At 48.8% G+C, this 21,761-nt stretch carries 19 protein-coding genes and 1 riboswitch; of the genes, 10 read left to right on the top strand and 9 right to left on the bottom strand.

Annotation, left to right across the window (positions count from 1 at the left end):
- The first annotated feature begins 40 nt into the window (after positions 1-40).
- The 6 genes from PMI05_RS17540 to PMI05_RS17565 are packed head-to-tail and all read left to right on the top strand — an operon-like array spanning position 41 to position 4,914.
- Positions 41-706 (top strand): CoA transferase subunit A, encoded by a 666-nt coding sequence (locus PMI05_RS17540; RefSeq protein WP_007724412.1) that lies wholly within the window; start codon positions 41-43, stop codon positions 704-706.
- Positions 706-1,368 (top strand): 3-oxoacid CoA-transferase subunit B, encoded by a 663-nt coding sequence (locus PMI05_RS17545; protein WP_007724416.1) that lies wholly within the window; start codon positions 706-708, stop codon positions 1,366-1,368. The genes PMI05_RS17540 and PMI05_RS17545 overlap by 1 nt, the downstream gene beginning before the upstream one ends.
- Positions 1,369-1,412: 44 nt before the next feature.
- On the top strand, positions 1,413-2,231 hold the full coding sequence (locus PMI05_RS17550; RefSeq protein ID WP_007724418.1) for an ABC transporter substrate-binding protein: 819 nt from the start codon (positions 1,413-1,415) through the stop codon (positions 2,229-2,231).
- 49 nt (positions 2,232-2,280) lie between these two features.
- A complete protein-coding gene (locus PMI05_RS17555) occupies positions 2,281-2,946 on the top strand; it encodes an amino acid ABC transporter permease (RefSeq protein WP_007724420.1) in 666 nt (221 codons plus the stop codon).
- Positions 2,947-2,963: 17 nt separating this feature from the next.
- Positions 2,964-3,704 (top strand): amino acid ABC transporter ATP-binding protein, encoded by a 741-nt coding sequence (locus tag PMI05_RS17560; protein ID WP_007724428.1) that lies wholly within the window; start codon positions 2,964-2,966, stop codon positions 3,702-3,704.
- A gap of 28 nt (positions 3,705-3,732) precedes the next feature.
- Entirely contained in the window at positions 3,733-4,914 is a 1,182-nt protein-coding gene (locus PMI05_RS17565; RefSeq protein ID WP_007724431.1) for a thiolase family protein, read from the top strand.
- Positions 4,915-4,998: 84 nt separating this feature from the next.
- Here PMI05_RS17565 and PMI05_RS17570 read toward each other — a convergent pair whose 3' ends face one another.
- The 3 genes from PMI05_RS17570 to PMI05_RS17580 form a co-directional block, all read right to left on the bottom strand.
- Entirely contained in the window at positions 4,999-5,361 is a 363-nt protein-coding gene (locus PMI05_RS17570) for a hypothetical protein (protein ID WP_007724434.1), read from the bottom strand.
- A 123-nt stretch (positions 5,362-5,484) separates the two neighbouring features.
- On the bottom strand, positions 5,485-7,200 hold the full coding sequence (argS, locus tag PMI05_RS17575; RefSeq protein WP_007724437.1) for an arginine--tRNA ligase: 1,716 nt from the start codon (positions 7,198-7,200) through the stop codon (positions 5,485-5,487).
- Between the two features lie 490 nt (positions 7,201-7,690).
- On the bottom strand, positions 7,691-8,179 hold the full coding sequence (locus PMI05_RS17580; RefSeq protein ID WP_007724449.1) for a hypothetical protein: 489 nt from the start codon (positions 8,177-8,179) through the stop codon (positions 7,691-7,693).
- Positions 8,180-8,377: 198 nt separating this feature from the next.
- Between PMI05_RS17580 and PMI05_RS17585 the strand changes: the two genes are divergently transcribed.
- Both PMI05_RS17585 and PMI05_RS17590 read left to right on the top strand, forming a co-directional pair.
- Positions 8,378-8,950: a sigma-70 family RNA polymerase sigma factor gene (locus tag PMI05_RS17585; protein WP_007724450.1), complete on the top strand. Its 573-nt coding sequence runs from the start codon at positions 8,378-8,380 to the stop codon at positions 8,948-8,950.
- Complete coding sequence (locus PMI05_RS17590) at positions 8,941-11,151, top strand: YcdB/YcdC domain-containing protein (protein WP_007724451.1); 2,211 nt, start codon at positions 8,941-8,943, stop codon at positions 11,149-11,151. Before PMI05_RS17585 ends, PMI05_RS17590 begins: the two co-directional genes overlap by 10 nt.
- 67 nt (positions 11,152-11,218) lie before the next feature.
- Here PMI05_RS17590 and PMI05_RS30115 read toward each other — a convergent pair whose 3' ends face one another.
- Positions 11,219-11,326, bottom strand: a complete 108-nt coding sequence (locus tag PMI05_RS30115) for a YjcZ family sporulation protein (protein WP_007724452.1) — start codon at positions 11,324-11,326, stop codon at positions 11,219-11,221.
- A 213-nt stretch (positions 11,327-11,539) separates the two neighbouring features.
- Positions 11,540-11,641, top strand: a riboswitch (SAM riboswitch).
- 121 nt (positions 11,642-11,762) lie between these two features.
- On the opposite strand from PMI05_RS30115, the gene metH reads away from it, so the two are divergent.
- Together metH and PMI05_RS17600 are read left to right on the top strand one after the other, a co-directional pair.
- Complete coding sequence (gene metH, locus PMI05_RS17595; protein ID WP_007724453.1) at positions 11,763-15,209, top strand: methionine synthase; 3,447 nt, start codon at positions 11,763-11,765, stop codon at positions 15,207-15,209.
- A gap of 32 nt (positions 15,210-15,241) precedes the next feature.
- On the top strand, positions 15,242-17,107 hold the full coding sequence (locus tag PMI05_RS17600; RefSeq protein ID WP_007724454.1) for a bifunctional homocysteine S-methyltransferase/methylenetetrahydrofolate reductase: 1,866 nt from the start codon (positions 15,242-15,244) through the stop codon (positions 17,105-17,107).
- A gap of 59 nt (positions 17,108-17,166) precedes the next feature.
- On the opposite strand, the gene PMI05_RS17605 is transcribed toward PMI05_RS17600, so the two are convergent.
- The 5 genes from PMI05_RS17605 to PMI05_RS17620 all read right to left on the bottom strand — a co-directional run bounded on the left by PMI05_RS17605 (position 17,167) and on the right by PMI05_RS17620 (position 21,698).
- Positions 17,167-18,156, bottom strand: a complete 990-nt coding sequence (locus PMI05_RS17605) for a phosphotransferase (RefSeq protein ID WP_007724462.1) — start codon at positions 18,154-18,156, stop codon at positions 17,167-17,169.
- A 73-nt stretch (positions 18,157-18,229) separates the two neighbouring features.
- Positions 18,230-18,808, bottom strand: a complete 579-nt coding sequence (locus PMI05_RS17610) for a mismatch-specific DNA-glycosylase (RefSeq protein ID WP_007724464.1) — start codon at positions 18,806-18,808, stop codon at positions 18,230-18,232.
- A gap of 114 nt (positions 18,809-18,922) precedes the next feature.
- Positions 18,923-19,072 carry a hypothetical protein gene (locus tag PMI05_RS31115; RefSeq protein ID WP_007724466.1) on the bottom strand — a complete coding sequence of 50 codons (150 nt, stop codon included), beginning with the start codon at positions 19,070-19,072 and terminating at the stop codon, positions 18,923-18,925.
- A 208-nt stretch (positions 19,073-19,280) separates the two neighbouring features.
- On the bottom strand, positions 19,281-20,000 hold the full coding sequence (locus tag PMI05_RS17615; RefSeq protein WP_007724469.1) for a 3-ketoacyl-ACP reductase: 720 nt from the start codon (positions 19,998-20,000) through the stop codon (positions 19,281-19,283).
- A gap of 177 nt (positions 20,001-20,177) precedes the next feature.
- Positions 20,178-21,698: a carboxypeptidase M32 gene (locus PMI05_RS17620; protein WP_007724470.1), complete on the bottom strand. Its 1,521-nt coding sequence runs from the start codon at positions 21,696-21,698 to the stop codon at positions 20,178-20,180.
- Between the last annotated feature and the right edge of the window lie 63 nt (positions 21,699-21,761).

The following is a 21,761-nucleotide window of genomic DNA, read 5'->3' on the forward strand; positions in this document are numbered from 1 at the left end:
AGCGATTTACCCAAGAATAAGAGATAAGGAAATGCATGCGATGTTATCAAAACTGGTGACGCACGAACAAGCAGTGGAGCATGTTCTGGATGGCACCCGGCTGATGTATGGCGGATTCGGCACGATTGGCTCCCCCGCACACTTGATTGATGCGATCTTGCACAAAGGCGTGCAAAGCTTGACACTCATCGGAATTGATGCGGGGTATCCGGAAATCGGAATCGGAAAGCTGATCAGTCATGGACGGGTGAGGCGGCTGATAACCACACATATTGGCTCCAATCCCGAAGCAGGTCAACAAATGATGGACGGGATGCTGGAAGTGACATTTTGTCCACAAGGAATTTTCGCAGAAAAGATTCGGGCAGGAGGTGTTGGCATTCCGGGAATCATTGTAGATGCGCATGTGAGAGGAGAGCGAGTGGAGGGAGCAGAGCCGTTTGCCTTTGCCGGAAGAACTTGTCAGATTGAAGCTGCTCTTACAGCGGAGGTAGGGATCGTCTATGCAAAACAAGCGGACACCTATGGTAATCTCGTTTATGACAAGGCGGCAAGAAATTTGAATCCGCTAGTAGCGATGGCCGCAGATATCACGATCGCTGAGGTGGAGGAGATCGTTCCTGCAGGAGAGCTGGACCCGGATAAAATCGTGACGCCTGGCATTTTTGTGGATTATATCGTGGTAAGTGGCGGAGGGAACAGCTAATGGGGTTGGAAATGGATCAGCGAAATATGGTTGCGTGGCGTGCAGCCAAAGAGGTCGCTCCCGGTATGGCAGTAAACTTGGGGATCGGGATCCCTGAGCTCGTCGCTGATTTTATCCCGCATGAATGGCAAGTCATGTTTCACTCGGTGAACGGAATCTTGGGAGTCGGACCTACGCCGTTAAAGGGAGAAGAGGACCAGCATATTTCCAACGCAGGTGGAGCACCTGTTACCGTTGTACCGGGGGCATCGTATTTTGACAGCACCATAGCGTATGGCATGATCCGAAGAAGAAAGCTGGATGCAGCGTTTATCGGGGCTTTGCAGGTGAATCGCCGAGGAGATCTGGCAAACTGGATTGTTCCTGGCTCACGCGTTCATGGAATTGGTGGAGGAGCGGAGCTAGCCTATTACGCCAAAAAAGTAATCGTGCTCATGAGCCATGTCAATCAGGCAGGTGAGCCCAAAATTCGCAGGGAGTGCACATTGCCGCTGACGGCGAAGGGCTGCGTCGATCTCATTATCACCGAGAGGGCCGTTATCGAGGTCACGCAAAGAGGCTTGCTTTTGACAGAGGTAATGTACCCGTACACCTTGGAAAATGTCATCACGAATACCGGAGCACCTCTAATGATTTCAGAAAATTTACAAATGGTAGAGTAATGAAAAATGTAAGCGTGAACATAAAGAATTGGGGGATGGAACAGATGAAAAAAACATGGAAAACAATCGCAGGAGTCGTATTCGCGTTGTCACTACTAGTAAGCGGATGTAGCCAAGGCGCTTCCACTAACAGTGCGGGAGGTCAAGCGGGTGGGGCTACTGCTGGAAATGTATCGTCTATGACAAAAGAGGCAGGCGTATTTGTATACGCGGCTTCCGGTGAATATCAGCCATTCAGCTACTTCAAGGATGGTCAATTGACCGGATTTGATGTCGAGATCGGCAATGAGATCGCCAAGCGCTTGGGTCTTGAGCCAAAGCCAGTCACGTCGCCTTTTTCCGGCATTATCGCAGGGGTAAAGGAAGGACGCTATGATGCGGCGATTGCCAGCCATGCGATTACAGAAGAGCGGAAGCAGCAAGTTGATTTCGCAGACCCGTACTATTTGTCCGGTGGTCAACTGTTCGTTCGCCCGGATGGGACTATTAGTACGCTGGAAGGATTAAAAGGCAAGGAAGTGGCAGTTGCACTCGGTACTACACATGAAAAGATGGCCCGGGAGTATACGGATAACATCAAAACGTATGACAGCGATGTAACGGCTCTGCGTGCCTTGGAGCAGGGAAAACACGATGTCGTGATTACTGATAGCGTCGTAGGGGAGATTGCCATTGGGCAAGGCTTGAAGCTCAAGAAAAGCGGGTCGCCACTATCGGAAGTCAAGCATGGAATCGCAGTGCGCAAAGGAAATACGGAATTGCTGAACAAGGTCAACGAAGTGCTCAAGCAAATGATGGATGATGGTACCTACGTCAAATTGAGCGAAAAGTACTTTAATCGCGACATCAGCAAATCCGAATAGTGAGTTGGTATAACAAGTATATTCCATTACGAGCGAGGGGTGGCATCAAGTGCCCAGTATTGCCCATCTGACAGAAGAGTTTCTCCGGACATTGCCGTTTTTTTGGAAGCCGTTGCTGCTGACATTTCAGCTGACGATCGCTTCTGTTATCGTAGGCTCGATTATCGGATTGTTTGTCGCCTTGTTAAAGGTGTCCAAGCTTCCAGTTGCACGTTTCGTAGCCAATGCGTACATCATGATCATTCGCGGTACGCCGTTAGTCGTGCAAATTTTTGTTTTGTATTTCGGCTTTTACAAAGTCATTGACCTGGGTCAATTTTGGTCGGCAGCGCTCGCTCTGGCGATTCACAGTGGAGCCTATATCGCAGAGATTTTCCGTGGCTCTATTCAATCGATTGATAAAGGACAAATGGAGGCAGGGCTGTCTCTAGGCATGTCCACTCGTCAGACTATGCGTCGGATCATTTTGCCGCAAGCGATGAAACGATCGATCCCGCCACTTGGCAACCAGTTTATTTTGTCTTTGAAGGAATCGTCTCTGGCCGCTTTCATTGCCATGGATGAGTTGTTCTCACTGGCCCGCCGCTTGTCTGCGGAAACCTTTGATGAAATGACGTACTTTTTGATTGTGGCGCTCTATTACTTGGTGATTGTCATGGCGTTTACGTATGTGGTCCACATCATGGAGAAGCGTCTGGCAAAAGGAGAGGCGTAAAGCGGAGGGGAAAGACGATGGAAAAACAAAGAGAAATGATACGTGTGCAAAATTTGAAGAAAAGCTTCGGAAAAGTGGAAGTTCTCAAGGATGTTACCCTGCAAGTCGGAAAGGGCGAGGTCGTCGTCTTGATCGGTGCCAGTGGATCGGGGAAAAGCACATTGATTCGATGCATTAATTTTCTGGAGATCAAGGATGGCGGAGAGATCTATATCGAAGGAAAAAGCATCGACTCGAAAAAGGATGATTTGACCAAAGTACGCCAAAAGGTAGGCATGGTGTTCCAGCACTTCAATCTGTTTCCGCATAAAACGGTTCTGGAAAACATCATGGAGGCACCGCTGATTGCTAAGAAAGCGGACAAGGAAGAAACGAAGCAGGAAGCACTCCGGCTGCTGCAAAAGGTAGGTCTTTCTGAAAAAGCGGACGCTTACCCGTCCAGCCTCTCCGGTGGACAAAAGCAACGCGTGGCAATTGCTCGTTCGCTGGCGATGAAGCCAGAGATCATGCTCTTCGACGAGCCAACCTCAGCGCTTGACCCTGAGTTAGTAGGGGAAGTGCTAGAGACAATGAAGCAGCTCGCACAAGAAGGGATGACGATGATTATTGTGACGCACGAAATGGGCTTCGCCAAGGAAGTGGCCGATTGGGTGGCGTTTATGAATCAAGGCAAGATCATCGAGATGGCTAGACCCCAAGAAATTTTCAACAATCCGAAAGAAGAGCGTACGAGAGAATTTTTGAACCGTGTACTGTAATGGCGTAAAAACGAAAGGGAGCTGTGGCATGAGAGACGTGGTCATAGTCGCGGGTGTGCGCAGTGCAGTGGGTGCATTCGGGAAAAGCCTGCGTGACGTACCAGCAACAGAGCTGGGGCGGCAAGTGTTGGAAGGCTTGATGAATAAGGTTGATTTGCCGAAGGAACAAGTCAATGAAGTGATTTTTGGTAATGGGTACGTACATGGGGGAGGACTCAATGCTGCACGTATCAGCTCGCAGCTGGCGAGATTTCCACGCAATGTTTATGGTCACATCGTCATCAAAGCGTGTGGTTCAGGATTGAAGGCGATTGGCAACGGAGCGCTAGCCATAGCAGCAGGTCAAGAGGACGTGGTGATTGCGGGGGGAGTGGAGTCCATGAGTAGTGTTCCCTACCTCGTGAAGAACCGCTGGGGCAGCAAATTCGGCAATTTGTCCATGGAGGACGCTCTTTTGTCCGATGGTTTGATCTGCTCACTGACCGGTGAGCATATGGGTATGACGGCAGAACGGCTGGCTGTACAGTATGGTATTTCCCGAGAGGAACAGGATCGTTTTGCCTATGAGAGTCACGTAAGAGCAGCGGCAGCTATTGAAGCGGGCACGTTCGAGAGTGAGATCGTACCGATTGAAATCAAGGATCGCAAAGGCACCCGTGTTTTTGCTCAGGATGAATCCGTGCGCCATGATATCAAGCTGGATGAGCTGGCTAAGCTGAAAAGTGTTTTTCAAAAAGAGGGAACCATCACTGCCGGAAATGCGTGTCCGATGAATGACGGCGCAGCCGCTGTATTGATGATGTCTCGTGAAAAGGCGGAGGAAGCGGGTTTGACTCCGCTCGTGAAAATTAAGGCTTTTGCCAGCGCAGGAGTCGAACCTGACGTGATGGGGATCGGACCAGTTCCCGCCACACTAAAGGTACTGGAGAAAGCAGGATTGACGCAGGGTGACATTGGACTCATCGAATTGAACGAGGCATTTGCCGCCCAGGCTTTGTCTGTAATCAAATGCTTGGAGTTGGACACGAGCAAGGTGAATGTCAATGGAGGCGCGATTGCCTTGGGTCACCCTGTGGGAGCAACTGGAGCCAAACTGACTGTGACGTTGATGAACGAAATGATGCGCAGACGCGAGAAGTATGGCATGGTGACGTTGTGCATGGCAGGTGGCATGGGGATGTCTGTGATCTATGAAAACTTGACAATGTAAACTTCTCATGTGCAAATGAAAAAGCCCCGAACGTTGATATGTCGGGGCTTTTTGCCATGAAAGCGTGATCGCTTATTAGGGGACCTATTGTTCGTGTAAGTATTTTCGCAATGTGGCCGCTACTTCTGTTGGGTTTTCCAGCTGTACAATGACATGCTGATATTTGACATGTCCCTCTACTTCTAGGATCAACAACGAATCAGTCTGGGTAAAAGAAAGGAAGTACCATTCATTTCTATGCTGAAAGCTTCCTTCATAAATGTTCAAAGGTCCAAAAGACGTCCCCGGCAAGCGCAACATCCATTTTGGCGGAATAAAAGAACCGACCTCGACATGCTTGATCGATTGATAAGGTAACGTGATCGTGCTCTTCAAGGCTAAGAGCGTATGCAAGCCAGTGAGACGCAAGGTAAAATCCGTGTTGCCGAAATGTACACTTCTTCCCATTGTTGCTCACCTCTTTCATCTGCCATTATTCCATTATCTCACAGATGAATGATGATGACACGGGACAATCAAAAAAGCCGGCGCTTCCCCATCAGGAAGGCAACCGGCTTTTCGTATTCTTTCTTACATTTCTTCTGGAGCAGCCAGACCGAGCAAACGCAGACCTTCCTTCAGCACAGCAACGACTGCTGCTACGAGCTGGAGACGGGATGCTTTCACATCTTCTTCCTCAGCCAGGATGCGTACATTTGCATAGAACTTGTTGAACGTTTGCGCCAGGTCGATCACATACTTGCCGATTTGCGACGGATCGAAGTTATCGGCAGCACGTTCGATTACCTCAGGGAACGCGTTCAAGAGGGTAATCACTGCCCAAGCCTCTTTGCTGTCGAGTGCGCCGGAAGCCAGGTTCACTGTCGTTGCTGGCTGGTAGCCACCTCTGCGCAGCAGCGAGCATGCACGAGCGTGTGCGTATTGTACATATGGTCCTGTTTCACCTTCGAAGGTCAGCATCTCTTCCCAGGAGAAGTTGACATCATTCAGGCGGAAGTTTTTCAAGTCATGGAAAATTACTGCGCCTACCCCGACTTGACGAGCCACTTCTTCTTTATTGGACAGCGTAGGGTTTTTCTCTTCGATGACTTTTTGGACATCAGAAATGGCTTGTGCCAACACTTCTTCCAAGAGAACAACTTTCCCTTTGCGTGTGGACATTTTCTTGCCGTCCTTGAGCATCATGCCGAATGGGATGTGGTGCATATTTGCAGACCACGCATAGCCCATTTTTTCCAACACTTTATAGAGCTGCTGGAAGTGGAGGCGTTGCTCGTTTCCTACGACATAGAGTGCTTTTGCAAAATCGTACGATTCGTGGCGGAAGAGGGCAGCAGCCAAATCACGCGTTGCGTACAGGGTAGCGCCGTCTGATTTTTTGATCAGGCATGGTGGCATATTGTATTCATCGAGATTCACGACCATTGCACCGTCGGATTCAGTCAAGAGACCTTTTTCCTCGAGCAACGTAACAACGCGATCCATTTTGTCGTTGTAGAATGCTTCACCGTGCGTGGAGTCGAAGGCTACGTTCATTAGGTCGTAGATCTTCATGAATTCTTTGAGGGACTCATCACGGAACCATTTCCACAGATGTTGTGCTTCTTCGTCGCCATCCTCGAGCTTTTTGAACCATTCACGGCCTTGGTCTTCCAAGGTAGAATCGTTCTCGACTTCTTCGTGGAAGCGAACGTAGAGGCTGAGCAGCTCCTTGATCGGTTCTGCTTTTACCTTTGTTTCGTCACCCCAGAGGCGATATGCAACGATCAGTTTACCGAACTGCGTTCCCCAGTCACCCAAGTGATTGATGCGCACTGGCTCGTAGCCTTGCTTTTCCATGGTGTTGGCAATCGCGTTCCCGATTACAGTAGAGCGCAGGTGACCCATGGAAAACGGCTTCGCGATATTTGGGGAGGAGAGGTCGATTGGTACTTTGCGTCCTTGACCGACATTGCTGCTTCCGTATGTGCTGCCTTGAGTAAGGATTGTTCCGATTACTTGCTCTGCCACATTTTCTTGATCCAGGAACAGGTTCACGTACGGACCAACTGCTTGCGATTCGCGCAAGGGTACACCGGAGAGCTGTCCAGCCAGCTCTGCTGCGATCATCGGTGGAGCTTTGCGCAATGCTTTTGCCAATTGGAAGCAAGGGAAAGCAACATCGCCCATTGCAGGGTTTGGTGGTGTTTCCAGCATGCCGTATACGGCTTCTTTTGTCAGGGTGTCTACGCCCATCGAGGAGAGCGTAGCGGCAATCTTTTCAGCGACTTGGTGTTTGTAGCTCATCTAAATTTCTACTCCTTTCAAATAAAAAAACCTCTACGTCTCCTGTGAAAAAGAGACGAGAGGTTATACTCCCGCGGTGCCACTCTTGTTGTTTTTCCCTTCCATCGAACAGGAAGGCAAAAACCGCTTGATCTGCTGTAACGGGCAGTCCCGGCATAGCCCTACACGATCCGTTGCCCATAATGGCTGGCGTAGGATGTTCAGGTCGCATCTCCGAGGGGCGCTTCCTCACATGGTTTGGCATCGGGCTCACACCGTCTCCGACTCGCTTTCGTCCTCGCACAAGGAGTACTTTCCTCATCAACGATTCGTTTGTTTCTCTAGAATTATAGCTGTATTAACCGTCAGGATGCAACTCACTGTTCCGGTTTTTTTTCCGTGAAGGAAAGTTTAAGTGCTTCATATTGCGAAAGCGACCATGCTTAAACTTTCTGGAGCGCATAAAAACTTTCAGCTAAAACGCGGTCGATCACCCTTGAGAATGCCTCGATCAAGGTTTTTTTAAAATCTTATCTAATTCCGCGAAATACTGCTTGGTCAGCTCTTCCCTTTCTTCCGCGCTGAGGTTATCCGCGTTCATCATTTGCTCTTTGTACTGTTCCAGCTTTTCGAGCATGGCCAGCTCGGCAGCAGCGGCCTCGTCCAGATCGTAATTTTCAGATGGATCGAACGGAATTAATCGATTGTCGTTACCACTGCGCAAATAAGCGGAGCGCCAGTTTTCCGGAAACTGGTACGCTTGCTCGCCAAACATAATCCCTAAAATATCGTCGGATTCAATCGGCAGGAAGTGATCGTAATCGTCTCTTCTGCCTCCCTCAGACAAATTAATGTGGGACAAAAAATAGTGGAGATAATGTTCCCCGGTTTCGGTATTCTTAACGATGGAATAGGTTTCAAATTCGGATTTGGATAGTTCTTTTATGGTCTCCAAACAGGACAGAAATTTGTCTTTTTCTCGTGCTTGCAAGTCATCCATGTCATCTCGTTCCTTTCGCTCTACAATATGCCTCATGATAGCAAAAGCAATGTGCGCTGACAATGAAAGCAACGCAACGGAGTACAGTCGTGGAAGAAGGGAAAAGAATTATGGAAAAAATAATTGGATAATCTTGTCACAAAAATAAGCCAGCTGGATCAAATACATATCAACACGTAACAAGGAGGTGAACAGCGTGTGAATGCAAGTGCCAAAAGTAGCGAAGTGGACTGGACGCTGCAACTGACCAATGAAGAGAAGCTGACGAGACTCATGAGCGAGTACGGAGCCAACATCGTGCAGCTCGCCTACTTGATCGTCAAGGATCAGGGAATCGCGGAAGACATTACCCAGGAAGTGTTCCTGAAGGCGTATCGGGGTCTGGATCAGTTCCGCCATCAGAGCAGCGTGAAAACGTGGCTTTACCGAATCGCGATCAACGAGTCCCGCAAATATTTGCGTTCGTGGTCCTTTCGCCAGATTTTTTCTACATACCTCTCCAAAGAGGAAGCACCCCCGGAAAAGGTCGACACCGCAAACGTTGAATCGGCAGTCATCGGACGAATGAGCAAGGTACAAGTAGCGGAGCAGGTGATGAAGCTCTCGCCGCTGTACCGAAAAGTCATGGTACTTCATTACTATGAAGATTTGTCGATAAAAGAGATTGCGCAAGTGTTGGATATTTCAGAAGATGCCGTACGAACCCAATTGTCACGGGCCCGAAAACATTTTAAGGCATTGTGTGAAAAGGAGGGATTGGAATGGACGTAGATAAGCAAATGCGTGAAGCGGTACGGAATGGGAGTCAGGAATCTATAGAAGACGTGAGGTTTACAAAAGAGATGGAATTGCGGATCAGAGGTGCGATTGCACAGAATAAACACAAGAATCGAAACCGAATTTTCGTGGCTGGATCACTAGCAGCGTGCTTAGCGGTAACTGCTGTGGGAATGCACCAGCAAGGCTGGTTTCCAGAGATGCCTAGTGGCAAAAATGTAACGAATGCGGTTGCAACGACTGCTACGAAAAAAAACAATAAAGAGGCAAATCAGAACAGTGTAAAGGTGTCGGCGGAAGAGGCCATTTTACCATTAAAAAAAGTGATTCCAGCCTTGAGCAAGATGACAATAAGAGTGGATCGTACAAGCCATGGAATCAGTGATCTAACGTTATTGGAAGGCGATAATGCTCGTGCCAAGGTTGCCTATGATATACAAACAGGACAAATTGAGAGCTTTACAATTGATGGTGATCGAGGAGAACAGAAGGAAGGGAAATTGCCATCAGCCAAGACTGCGGAGAATGCGGCAAACGCATTTCTACAAGCTTTCCTTGGGGAGGGAAGCAAGTCCTATCAGCACGTCCAGACTCAGATTTATACCGACGAGTATATGGCAAAAGGCCCATGGATGAGCGTGAATTATCAACGAATGGAAAACGGCCAGCCCGTTTCGTTCGACGTAATGTCGGTTGGAATTGACCAACAGGAGCAAGTCGCGTTTTTCGGGCGATTGAACAAGAGCGAACAAGCCTTTTTCACCAAGCTGACAGATGCCATGCCCGATTTGAGCCCATCCCTTCTTCTTTTGGACAAAGAAAAGAACCACGATGGCATGTCATTCATCTTGGGGAAATCGAACAAGGAGGGACATCAGGTTTCTCTTGTGATCTATGGAAATGGTCAAGCACTGGAATCGTATAGGCTTTTGAATAGGGATGAAAAGGAAGCAGCGAGCCGGAAAGAAGCAGAAGGAGAAAAAGCCTTGCAGCAAGAGCGACAGTTCCTGAACAAACTGCTCGGTGCGGATAGCGATAACTATCGGTTATTGGACGCCAACGATCCAGGGTTGTATCTGCGATATCATAACGAACTGCCGGTGTTGTCTGATGAAATTAGCATAATAACAACTGACTCTGGCCACGTCCAATATTTCAGGATGGAGCCCGAAACATTCGAGCCGTCGCAGTACCCGGATGTATCGACTGCTGTGTCAGAAGAGGTAGCCATCAAAGAGCTGACCGAGCATATGAAGCTTCGATACGTGCAGAATCCGAGAATACAGCCACAATCAAAACAAGGGGAAGAGTGGCAGCCCATTCTGGAGTACACGCCAGCTGTTTCCTTCATGCAAAGAGGACGTGAAGACGGTACGGAGTGGCATATCGACGCGACGAATGGCAAGATGGTGTATGGAACGGGAGATAACGGGCTTGCTTATGATCAGTTGAATACGAAGGAAGCACATCCGATCGAATCTCCAAAGGAATACGTCAAGGTTCGCTCCAAGGATGAGGCAAAAGCATTGCTGCAAGCGGAATTTGGCATACAGGTAGATGAATCGACCTATAGAGAGAGTGTGAGTATCCGCGAGGGACGCAAGGAATATGTATGGAATGATAAAAATGACAAGTATATCGGCGTAGAAGTCCTTGCAGAAACAGGCAGTGTCGTCGGGCTGGGAACACCGCGTTCCGATACAGCAGTGACTGTCAAACGCGAGCAAGCGGAAGAGGCTGCACTTGCCTTTCTGCCTAAATACGTTGATCCAGGCATAAAAGAAGTGCAATTGGCGAAAGTCATACAGCCAGGCGAAGCGAATCCTGTGTCATCGGGCGAATGGGAATTCAGATATTTCATGAGCAAGGATGGCATTCCAGTACAGGATCGCGGGCAAAAAGCGGCTTATTCAGTAACAGTCGATCCGTCTTCTGGCAAAGTGACAAAGTTTGAAAACTACAGAGAGACGCACGAGTTGGTGGAGCTTCCAGCATCCGACGAGATCGTCTCGAAAGACAAGGCTGTTGAAGCGTATTTACGCGTCATGCCTTTGAAGCTGGTCTATTTGATGAAAGATGTGGATGGGCAAAAATTAGCTCAACCAAAGCTGGCGTATGTGCCGTGGAGTGACGAAAAGCTGGCGCTCAAATATATTACTCTGGATGCCGTGACAGGCAAGATCATCACCAAATAACAAGAAAAAAAGGCTATCCCGCAGCCATTCCTGATGGCTTTTGGGATAGCCTTTCTTAAACACTTATCTAACAGTCGTCACACGAGCACCCGATAATAACCAACAGGATAAACAGCACGAGCACGATTGCGAAGCAGTCACCGAAGAATCCGTTACCGCAGAAAGATGTACTCATCTTTGTTTCCCCTCCTTTCCGTTATACTCCAGTCTATACACGAATGCCGATATTGGACTGGGCGGATGCCCAGCTTAGGCAAAAATGGGCGCGTAAGAGAAGAGGCTTAGTAAAAAATAGACAATTCACAATTGACGAGGAGACAAAGGGGGTGTTAAGATACTTGCAAACATTCAAGACATTTCGCAAAACAACTAAATGACAAGTGTACGACTCTTATCCAGAGAGGCAGAGGGACTGGCCTGATGAAGCCTCGGCAACCGGTAAAAATCCGGTGCCAATTCCAGCAAAGCTACGTGCTTTGAAAGATAAGAGGATGTCTCAGGCGTTTTCGTATCTGCTGACAAATCCTCTTCTTTCAAAGAAGAGGATTTTTTTATTTTATTTACCCAATTACAGAGAATAAGCCGATGCAAGGGAGAAAAGGGGCACGTCAATGAAACCAACTTTTCGCGAACAGCTTTCCCGGAAAATTCTGATTCTGGACGGTGCAATGGGCACCATGCTTCAACAGGCGAACCTGACTGCTGATGATTTCGGCGGTGAAGCCTATGATGGCTGTAATGAACTCCTGAATCTGACCAGACCAGATGTGATTCGTTCCATTCATGCGAAATATTTAGAGGCGGGCGCAGACATCGTCGAGACAAATACGTTTGGTGCTGCTTCCATCGTTTTGGCCGAGTACGATGTGTCAGAGAAAGACCTTGAGATCAATATAGCGGCAGCACGCTTGGCCAGAGAAGCGGTGGATGCCTATTCCACGGAGGAGTGGCCGCGTTTTGTAGCAGGTGCAATGGGACCTACGACCAAAACGCTTTCGTTGACAGGCGGTGTCACTTTCGAAGAACTGGTCGAGGCGTATTATCGTCAGGCAAAAGGTCTGATTCTCGGTGGCTCCGATGTGCTTCTTTTGGAAACCTCGCAAGATACGTTGAACGTCAAGGCTGGCGGAATCGGGATTCGTAAAGCTTTTGAAGAGCTTGGACAGGAGATCCCGGTGATGCTGTCAGGTACGATTGAGCCGATGGGCACGACGCTTGCGGGCCAAAACATCGAGGCGTTTTACATCTCCTTGGAGCATATAAAGCCAGTTTCTATTGGTCTGAACTGTGCGACAGGACCGGAGTTCATGCGTGATCATCTGCGGACATTGTCAGGAATTGCCCAATGTGCGGTCAGCTGTTATCCAAACGCAGGCTTGCCAGACGAGAACGGCCATTACCATGAAACGCCACAAGGACTTGCCTTGAAAATGCTGGCGTTCGCTGAACAAGGCTGGATAAACGTCGCTGGCGGTTGCTGCGGAACAACGCCTGACCATATTCAAGCGATGGCAGAAGCATTGAAAGACTGCAAGCCGCGCAGTGCAGCTGTAGAACCGCTGAGCGCGGTCTCCGGAATCGAGGTCGTTTACGTTGAAGATGACAATCGTCCCCTGTTAGTAGGGGAGAGGACCAATGTCATTGGTTCCAAAAAATTCCGTGAAATGATTGCAGCTGGTCACTATGAAGAAGCATCCGATATTGCCCGGGCCCAAGTAAAGCGCGGCGCACATGTCATCGATATATGCTTGGCTGATCCCGACCGTGATGAATACGAAGATATGGAAAAATTCCTACAGTTCATCGTGAAAAAAGTAAAAGCGCCCCTCATGATCGACTCGACAGATGCCAAGGTCATGGAGCTGGGACTTCGCTATTCGCAAGGGAAGGCCATTCTCAACTCGATCAACCTGGAAGACGGGTTGGAGCGATTTGAGGAAGTCGTGCCGCTTATCCACAAGTTCGGTGCCTCCGTTGTCGTTGGAACGATTGAGGAAGCGGGTATGGCTATCACTCGCGAAAAGAAGCTGGAGGTCGCGCAACGTTCGTACGACATTCTTGTCAACCAGTATGGAATAAAGCCACAGGATATTATTTTCGATCCACTCGTCTTTCCAGTAGGGACAGGGGATGAACAATATATCGGCTCTGCAAAGGAAACCGTAGAAGGAATTCGTTTGATCAAACAAGCAATGCCTGCTTGCAAGACGATTCTGGGTGTCAGTAACGTTTCCTTCGGCTTGCCTCCTGCGGGTCGGGAAGTGCTGAATGCGGTCTTCTTGTATCACACCACTCTTGCAGGGCTTGATTACGCCATCGTCAACACGGAAAAGCTGGAGCGCTACGCTTCGATTCCAGAAGACGAGAGAAAGCTGGCAGAAGCCCTTCTATTCGAGACAAATGATGAGACATTGGCGGCCTTCACCGAATTTTATCGCCAAAAGAAAAAGGAAGTCCGTGTGGAAGTCTCCTCGTTAACGCTCGAAGAACGCTTGGCCCATTATGTAGTCGAAGGCTCCAAGGATGGTCTGGTGGAAGACCTGAAGCTAGCTCTGGATAAATACGCACCACTCGAGATCATCAACGGTCCGTTGATGAAGGGGATGGAAGAGGTCGGTCGCCTGTTCAACGGCAACCAGCTGATCGTGGCAGAAGTATTGCAGAGCGCGGAAGTCATGAAGGCATCCGTATCGTTTTTAGAGCCATTCATGGAAAAAAGCGATGCTGCTGCCAAGGGGAAAATCTTGCTGGCGACCGTCAAAGGCGATGTGCATGACATCGGAAAAAACCTCGTGGAAATTATTTTGTCAAACAACGGCTACAATGTCGTAAACCTAGGGATCAAGGTACCGCCAGAGCAACTGATTGCTGCATGCAGAGAAGAAAAGCCGGATGCCATCGGTCTGTCTGGACTCTTGGTAAAATCCGCGCAGCAAATGGTCATTACTGCACAAGACCTGCGTGATGCAGGCATTGATATCCCGATGATGGTTGGCGGTGCGGCGTTGACGCGCAAGTTCACATCGAACCGGATCGCACCGGAATACCGTGGAATTGTTTTATACGCAAAGGATGCCATGGATGGTCTGGACCTCGTGAATCGTCTACAAAATCCGGAAGAACGTGATCGCTTGGTAGAAGAACAGCAGCATCTGCTGGAAGCAGTTGCAACGGCTCAGCCTGTTGTTGAGGAGAAAAAAGCACCATTGCCAACTCGCTCAGCCATCAGCAGAACCGTTCCGATCCATCTGCCGCCCGATTGTGAACGACATGTTTTGCGACAATATCCGCTGAGTCATTTGCAGCCGTATTTGAACCTGCGGATGCTCCTCGGAAAACACCTCGGTGTTCGCGGTAATGTAGATAGATTGATAGAGGCAGGCGACGACAAGGTACTGGAACTGTACGGCATTGTGGAAGAGCTATTAAATGAAGCGAAGCAAAAAGGAACCATTACGACACACGGTGTGTATCAGTTCTTCCCGGCTCAGTCAGATGGCAACGATATTTTGGTCTATGACCCAAAAGACCACAGCAAGCTGCTGGAGCGCTTTTCATTCCCGCGTCAGCTGGAAGAACCTCATCTTTGCCTGTCCGATTTCCTGCGACCAGTGGAGAGCAAGGAAATGGATTATGTCGGATTCCTGACAGTAACGGCTGGGGGAGGGATTCGCGAAAAATCTACAGAGCTAAAAGAGCGTGGCGACTACTTGCGCTCCCATGTCCTCCAAGCCATGGCATTGGAGCTAGCAGAGGCATTTGCTGAGCGAATTCACCACGTCATGCGCGACGTGTGGGGTATACCGGATCCGGTTGAGATGACGATGCTCGAGCGCTTCGGTGCTAGATATCAGGGCATACGTGTATCCTTCGGTTACCCTGCTTGCCCGAACCTGGAAGATCAAGCGCAGTTGTTCCGACTGTTGCGTCCAGAGGATATCGGCGTTCAGCTGACAGAGGGCTTCATGATGGAGCCAGAAGCTTCCGTATCGGCGATGGTATTTGCTCACCCTGAAGCACGTTATTTCAACGCAGGTCCATCTATTTTTGAAGTTTAAAGATAAATGAAAATGGGAGAGAAGGGATTGAGTTGACGACGAGAAAGAAAGATTTACGAGCCTATTTGAAAGACCACCTCCTTGTCGGAGATGGAGCGATGGCGACCCAGCTGCACGGGCTGGGCGTCCCGGTTGGCGTCAGCTTTGAGGAGCTGTGTTTATCCAACCCTCGTTTAGTACATGAAGTTCATACGTCCTACTATCAGGCCGGTGCACGTTTCTTGGAGACAAATACGTATTCCGCCAACCGAGATGCATTGAGCCGTTACGGTCTAGAGCATAAGGTAGCGCGGATTAACCGGCTCGCAGTCGCCATTGCACGGGAAGCTGCTCAGGATGATGCTTATGTAGCTGGAAGCATCGGATCGATTTTGGCTGGACGGGTGAAGAAAAAGGTTTTGGATGAATACCGTGACCAGTATGAGGAACAAGCGATTGCACTGTTGCATGCGGGCGTAGACGGATTGATTCTGGAGACGTTCGTGGACTTGGAGGAGCTACTTCTGGCGATCGAGGTAATCCGTCCGCTCACAGATGTACCTGTAATCGCGCAGTTAGCCACTTTGGAAGTAGGGCGCACACGTGATGGCTACGCCTTGACAGATGCTTTTTCCGAGCTGAAAGCCGCAGGTGCTGACGTGATTGGTTTAAACTGTCGCCTTGGTCCCGCTGAATTACTTCGTTCGTTTGAAAATACAGTAATTCCAGAAGATGCACTCTTATCCGTATTCCCAAATGCGGGTCGTCTGGGGATGACTGACGGAGAATACGCTTTTAAATCATCACCTGAATATTTTGGACAGAGTGCGCTTCGCTTGCGTGAGCAGGGGGTGCGGTTGATTGGCGGATGCTGCGGAACTACACCTGCACATGTGAAGGCGATTGCAGATGCACTTGAGTCACTTGAGCCGCAAGCGCGTGTGAACCCGACCATCGTTGCTGGAGATCGTCCTACGATTTCTGTGCAAAACAATCGGGAGAGGGAGAAACCAAGCATTGTCGAGCGCGTAAAAACAGCTACTACCATCATTGTTGAGTTTGATCCTCCGCGTGATCTGGATGCAGATCAGTTTCTCCACGGATGCTGCGAGCTGCACAAAGCAGGAGCAGACGCCATTACGTTGGCTGATAACTCGTTGGCGACAGTGCGCATGAGCAACATGGCTCTCGGGGCACTCATGAAGAGCAGACATGGAATCGATCCGCTCTTGCACATTGCTTGCAGGGACCGCAACCTCATTGGACAGCAATCGCACTTAATGGGGCTGCACGCTTTGGGGATTGACCAAATATTGGTGATTACTGGCGATCCGTCGCGCTTTGGTGACTTGCCAGGTGCCAGCTCGGTATTTGATGTGACCTCGTTTGATCTGATTCGCATGGTGAAGCAGTTGAATGAAGGTGTTTCGTTCTCAGGACGTCCGTTAAAGCAAAAAGCCCAGTTTATTGTGGGCGCAGCCTTTAATCCGAATGTCCGAAATATGGATGCTGCCGTTGCCCGCTTGGAAAAGAAAGTCGAGGCAGGTGCGGATTACATTATGACGCAACCTGTGTACGACGCGGAGTCCATTCGGAATGTATACGAGGCGACGAAGCACATCGGCATTCCTGTCTTTATCGGGATCATGCCGCTGACCAGCTCGCGCAATGCGGAGTTCCTGCATAATGAAGTGCCGGGAATCAAGCTGTCGACAGAAGCTCTGGAACGGATGAAAAAGGTACAGGGAGAAGCCGCCCGACAGGAAGGAATCGCAATCGCGAAGGAATTGGTCGACACGGCCGTTCGTTACTTCAATGGCATCTATCTGATTACACCTTTCAATTATTACGAGATGGCGGCAGAGCTCATTCAATATACGCGTCAGCAAAGCTCGTTGGTGAAGCTGGCCCAGACTTAACGGTATACGCCAGTTAAATAGGGAAGGCCTATGTGTATAGACAGGCGATAGCCTTGTGTCTAATATACATGGGCCTTCATTTCGTCCAACATAAAGGCGGTCTTGAGAGCTTCCCGATTGCAAAACTGTTGAATCTCAGCCAGGCTCATCTGGGCGTACAGCTTTTTGCGTAAAAAACGTTCAATGATATGCGGGAAAGCGAGATCGACAAAGAGCAAATGCAGTTGTTCAATCGATAGGGGATTTTCTTGGAGATAGCCACGCAATATATGAGAGAACAATTCCTCGTTCCACTGTTCATTTTTTCGCATAGCAAGGGATAGAACACGGGCAATGTCTTTGGACGGAAAATCGTAACGAACGTCCTCCCAGTCAATGATCGCAATTCTTTGATTACTGACGAGCAAATTCCCATTGTTAAAATCTCCGTGACAGAGAAAGTGATTGCTCAGGGGTTCTTTTTTCCATTTCGAGAAGTATGGAGAGGATATCAAATGTTGCTTGGCTGTGATCCCGGCTTGTTTAAAAAAAGGAAGGTATTCCGCGATCGCAGCGTATTTTTGATCACTCTTCCCGGCAAGTCGAAGCTCCCACTTCTCAAGGGCAGCTAAATCTGTCTTGTATTCCACGGACCATTTTTCTGCGCCATTGTAAAGGGTGCCATGCTTGGAGGAAAAACCGAGCGACCTCGCATGAAGTTTGCCTAAAACCATGCCGATCCGTTCCATTCGAATAGGGGAGTTATACGCAATGTTTGGCCAGGATAATCTTTGGTGGAGAACGAAAAGATTTTCTTTATGAGTTATGTAACGCTTATTATTTTTGGTTCGTTGAATGTCGGGGATGAGTACGCCGTTTTTGCGCAAATGCGCTTCTGCACTCAGAATGAAATGTAAACGTTCCTTTTGCAGAGGGAAAGCCTTTCCGATGAATTTGCCATTGGTTGTTTCCAAGTAAATGACGAGTGATTTGGATGTATCCCGAATGGTTTTGTGATGCAGAACAGTCACGTCGTATTTGTTCTGGATTTTTTTGATGAGGTCGTCCAATGCTGATGCCCCTCCTTGCGTACAGAGCTACAAGTATTGTACGGAAGAAGTGGAGTGGTTGACACTGAAGGATCTACTTAGCAGGCGAAGGAAGAGGGTGCCAATTCATCTCGCGTAAAAAATGACTCAGCTCAGTAAACTTGGCGATTCGTTCTTCACGTGTAAAAGATGCGTTAGCCCCACTGGTAGACGGGACGACAAACACATAGCTGCCAGACCAATCTTCTGTCCCAAAGTACCTGATTGGCTGCAGCCCCAGTGAAATTGCTTCTTTTTTTTGCCCAGTCGCGTGACGAAAAGCAGTAATGCCGTTAAAACAAATGACACGAGGCCGGTAAGTCTGAATCATTTGGACGAACTGCTCTGCACCTGCGGCATAATCCTCGTTACGCAGGTCTGTTGCGGAGCGGGTAGGACGTGAGACTAGATCGGTAATACCATAGTTGTAGTCTAAGAGGGTAGCGGTTTCCTCGGGCAAGAGCTTGTGAGGTGTCAGGCCGCCTTCGTACAATCCGCGCCAAAACAGGTTGGCTGGATTGGCGTAGTGGAAACCTGTCGTAGCCGATATACGTCCTGGATTGATACCGCAAAATAAAACCGCCAAATCGCGGCGAATGTATGTGGGCAACCATTTTTCTGTGAACTCGACCAAAGCGAACCCCTCCTGTTTACCACATTGTAGCACATCAGTGAGCGCTTTCAGAAAGGAGCAAAAAAAGCTGCCAGATTCGGCAGCTTCAGGTTATATTGGATCAAGTATTGGATCTTATAACTGGGGAAGCGGATACGGCAGCACTTGCTGTGTCTCATTGAACGTGAATTGCTCCATTTCATTCCGGACGTATCTTTTCGTCTCGAATGGAACGACTTCTTGTTCTTCATTACCCCACAACCAATTTGACAGCATTTGTATCATAAGGATACCCTCCACTTTGTGGAAATGTTTTACATGTTCATCATACTCCAGTTGAGGGCATTTTTGGTTGGGCAGGTGTGAATAAGGCGTGAAGAAATCGTGGATAGAAAGTGAACAAAAATGAAGCGATTTCACAGTGCTTCGAAAAAAAGCGAAAAGAGATCCGCCTGTACGAACGGACTCTTTTTGCTTTTCTGCCATGTCATATTTATGGATTGGTGGACCACAGTCCAGCGGATTTCACAAAGATGCGTTTGTTCAGCTTCAGCTGGCTAACCACGAACTCAGCAATATCCTCAGGCTGCATGGTCTTTTCAGGATTTCCGTCGGTCAGACCCAAGTCAATTGCCATATCGGTTGCTACTGTGCTAGGCGTAAGCGCCGTTACGCGAATGTTGTGTTTGCGCACTTCGAGAGCCAACGATTCAGTCAGACCAAGAACACCAAACTTGGACGCACTATACGCGCTGGTGACAGGAGCTCCTTTTTGTCCAGCAGTGGAGGAGATGTTGATAATGTCACCGGAGTTTTGATCAATCATGCCAGGGAGTACAGCGCGAGTCACGTAGTACACGCCCATCAGATTGACTTGGATGATTTGCTCCCATTCGCTCGTTTCCAGCTCCAGGAATTTACCGAATTTAGCGACGCCTGCATTGTTGAGCAGGATATCAATTTGACCCAGTTCATTTTTGATAGAGGTAACGGCTGTCGTGACGTCATCATAGTTGGAAACGTCTGCTGTCGCAATCGCGACCTTCACGCCGTATGCTTCTACTTCCTTGGCTACTTGCTTCAAATTTTCCTCAGAGCGAGCCAAGAGGCCGAGATTCACGCCTTCTTTTGCCAAAGCAATTGCAGTAGCGCGACCAATGCCTTTACCTGCTCCTGTAATGATTGCGTTTTTTCCTTTTAGATCGATAGCCAATCAATAACACTCCTTTTTCAAGACAATAGGAATCTCATGTATATTATGCAGTGTACTAGCATTTATCCGCGGGGGGAAGGATGCACTTTTATGTACGTAGGTTACGAAAGGTAACTGTACGAACTAAAAATGTCCTCCCTGAGCAGGGAGAACATTGGATAGCTTGCTGCCAAGTGCTTACAGCTTGTATACGTCTGTGTATTTTTTCTCAAGGTAATTCATCAAGTAGGTAGCATTTGTACCTTCGCCAGTAATCGCTTGAACGAGTTCGCGAGGGCTCTTCATTTTACCGTACTGATGGATTTTTTCCTTGAGCCATTCACGGATCGGAGCGAAATCGCCTTTTGCGATCAGCTCTTCGTAGCCGTTGATCTCATTTTCCATAACGTGGACGAATTGTGCGGCATACACATTACCCAGCGAGTAAGTAGGGAAGTAACCGATCATTCCGCCTGACCAGTGTACATCCTGAAGCACACCCAGTGCATCTGTCGGTGGCTCAACACCGAGGTATTCTTTCATTTTTTCATTCCAGATTTTTGGCAGATCAGCCACTTGAATGGTTTGATTGATCAAGCCTTTCTCGATTTCGTAGCGGATCATGACATGCAGGTTGTACGTCAACTCATCTGCTTCAGTCCGGATAAAGGAAGGAGTAACAGCGTTAACCGCACGATGCAAATCTTCTACAGACACACCTTCGAATTGGGTAGGGAACGCTTTTTGCAAGTCAGCGAAAAAGTGATTCCAGAACGGCAGACTGCGTCCGACCATGTTTTCCCAGTAGCGGGATTGGGATTCGTGAATCCCCATGGAGGTACCATCGCACAGTGGAGTGAACAGCAGGTCTCGATTGATGTTCTGCTCGTACATCGCGTGTCCAGCCTCGTGAATACAACTGAAGAGCGCAGAATTGAAATCATTTTCAGCGTAGCGCGTCGTAATGCGGACATCCCCAGGGTTGAAGGTGGTGCAGAACGGATGCGCACTGCGATCCATGCGGCCAGACTTGAAGTCGTACCCGATTTTCTCGAGGATATAACGGCTGAATGCTTCTTGGTCTGCCACTGGGAAGTTTTTCGTCAAGAATGATGTGTCTGGCTTGTTCGGGGAGTCGGCGATTGCTTTTACCAGCTTGACGGTTTTCTCACGCAAGGTGGCGAAGATCGGATCGAGCTGGTCGACAGTCATGCCAGGCTCATACATGTCCAAGAGGGTGTTGTACTTGTTTTTGCCGTCATGACCCCAATACTCGATGAACTCGAGCTGGAAGTTCACAATTTTCTCCAGGTACGGCTGGAACATGGAAAAGTCGTTGTTGGCACGAGCTTCTTCCCACACCGTTTCTGCCTTGGCGGTCAGCACGACGTACTCCTGATGCCTGTCAGCAGGAATTTTCTTGTTGCGGTCATATTCCTTTTTGCATTCCAGCACACTATGACGGGTAATTTCATCCAATGTTTCGAGGACAGATGGCTCACTCAGCTCCGACAAAAGCGCTTCCATTTCTTTAGACGTCGCCAGCTTGAATTGCTCACCAGCCAAAGTCCCGATGATTTCAGAACGGGCATCCATACCATTGCGAGGCGCTTGTGTAGCCTTGTCCCAATAAAGAACGTTCAGCGCTTGCGTGTAGCTGGTTATTTTCTTCACATAGTCACGGAATTCGGCCGCACGTGTTTCCACAGTCGTTGACATAGGGTTCCTCCTATATATTTGTCATATTTTGGTAAATGATATGTAACTCATGCAGTCAAAAAA

Source organism: Brevibacillus sp. BC25, from assembly GCF_000282075.1.
Taxonomy (GTDB): domain Bacteria; phylum Bacillota; class Bacilli; order Brevibacillales; family Brevibacillaceae; genus Brevibacillus.

Coding starts and splice junctions, on each gene's coding strand:
- PMI05_RS17540 (WP_007724412.1), top strand. CDS start 41: ATGTTATCAAAACTGGTGACGCACGAACAAGCAGTGGAGCATGTTCTG.
- PMI05_RS17545 (WP_007724416.1), top strand. CDS start 706: ATGGGGTTGGAAATGGATCAGCGAAATATGGTTGCGTGGCGTGCAGCC.
- PMI05_RS17550 (WP_007724418.1), top strand. CDS start 1,413: ATGAAAAAAACATGGAAAACAATCGCAGGAGTCGTATTCGCGTTGTCA.
- PMI05_RS17560 (WP_007724428.1), top strand. CDS start 2,964: ATGGAAAAACAAAGAGAAATGATACGTGTGCAAAATTTGAAGAAAAGC.
- PMI05_RS17565 (WP_007724431.1), top strand. CDS start 3,733: ATGAGAGACGTGGTCATAGTCGCGGGTGTGCGCAGTGCAGTGGGTGCA.
- PMI05_RS17570 (WP_007724434.1), bottom strand. CDS start 5,361: ATGGGAAGAAGTGTACATTTCGGCAACACGGATTTTACCTTGCGTCTC.
- argS (WP_007724437.1), bottom strand. CDS start 7,200: ATGAGCTACAAACACCAAGTCGCTGAAAAGATTGCCGCTACGCTCTCC.
- PMI05_RS17580 (WP_007724449.1), bottom strand. CDS start 8,179: ATGGATGACTTGCAAGCACGAGAAAAAGACAAATTTCTGTCCTGTTTG.
- PMI05_RS17590 (WP_007724451.1), top strand. CDS start 8,941: ATGGACGTAGATAAGCAAATGCGTGAAGCGGTACGGAATGGGAGTCAG.
- PMI05_RS30115 (WP_007724452.1), bottom strand. CDS start 11,326: ATGAGTACATCTTTCTGCGGTAACGGATTCTTCGGTGACTGCTTCGCA.
- metH (WP_007724453.1), top strand. CDS start 11,763: ATGAAACCAACTTTTCGCGAACAGCTTTCCCGGAAAATTCTGATTCTG.
- PMI05_RS31115 (WP_007724466.1), bottom strand. CDS start 19,072: ATGATACAAATGCTGTCAAATTGGTTGTGGGGTAATGAAGAACAAGAA.
- PMI05_RS17620 (WP_007724470.1), bottom strand. CDS start 21,698: ATGTCAACGACTGTGGAAACACGTGCGGCCGAATTCCGTGACTATGTG.